General features: G+C 72.8%; 1 protein-coding gene. It reads right to left on the reverse strand.

Translation table 11 applies throughout. The annotated features are described in order from the left end of the window. Window positions 1-55: 55 nt before the first annotated feature. Window positions 56-584 (reverse strand): ribonuclease HI (locus D3261_RS19430; RefSeq protein WP_120075251.1); only part of this gene is annotated, 529 nt, incomplete at its 5' end.

Here is a 584-nt window from a genome sequence, read left to right on the forward strand (position 1 = left end):
GATCCACATTTTGCCAGGGAGGCCGCTTCGCGGCCTCCCTAGCAAAAGGTGGGTATTAGTCACTCGCGGGCCGGTCGGCGCGCGAGGGCGGCGGGATCTCGTCGCGACCGGAGGGGGTCGGCAGCACGCACCGGGGCGGCTCCTCGTTGACGTGGTGGTACTGCGCCGGCGTGTTGGCGAGCGGGTGGGCAGGGTTCTCGGCGCTCCGAATGCGGGCGACGCGGCACTCGCCGAAACCTCGGAGGCGGGCACGGATGCCGCGCCAGTGGTGGCGCGAGCGCTCGGGGATCGAGAGCGAGCGGGTCGAGTGACAGCCACCGCGGGTCGCGAGCAGCGCCCGATTGGCGTTCGCCGCGAGGTCGTCGTGGTCGACGAGCACCCCGACTCGGGCGTCGGCGGGGGCCCTGGCGGCGAGCACGTCGAGCCCGAGGTGGAGCGCGCGGTACTCGGCGACGTTGTTGTCGGGTGCGGTGTCGGGTACCGCGAGGCGGGCGACACGGTCGCCGCTCCGGGTCTCGATCACCACGCCGAGCCCGCCGGTCCCATCCGAGAGGCGATAGGAGCCGTCGGTGGCGACGTAGAAC

Source organism: Halococcus sp. IIIV-5B (genome assembly GCF_003602035.1).
Lineage (GTDB): Archaea > Halobacteriota > Halobacteria > Halobacteriales > Halococcaceae > Halococcus > Halococcus salsus.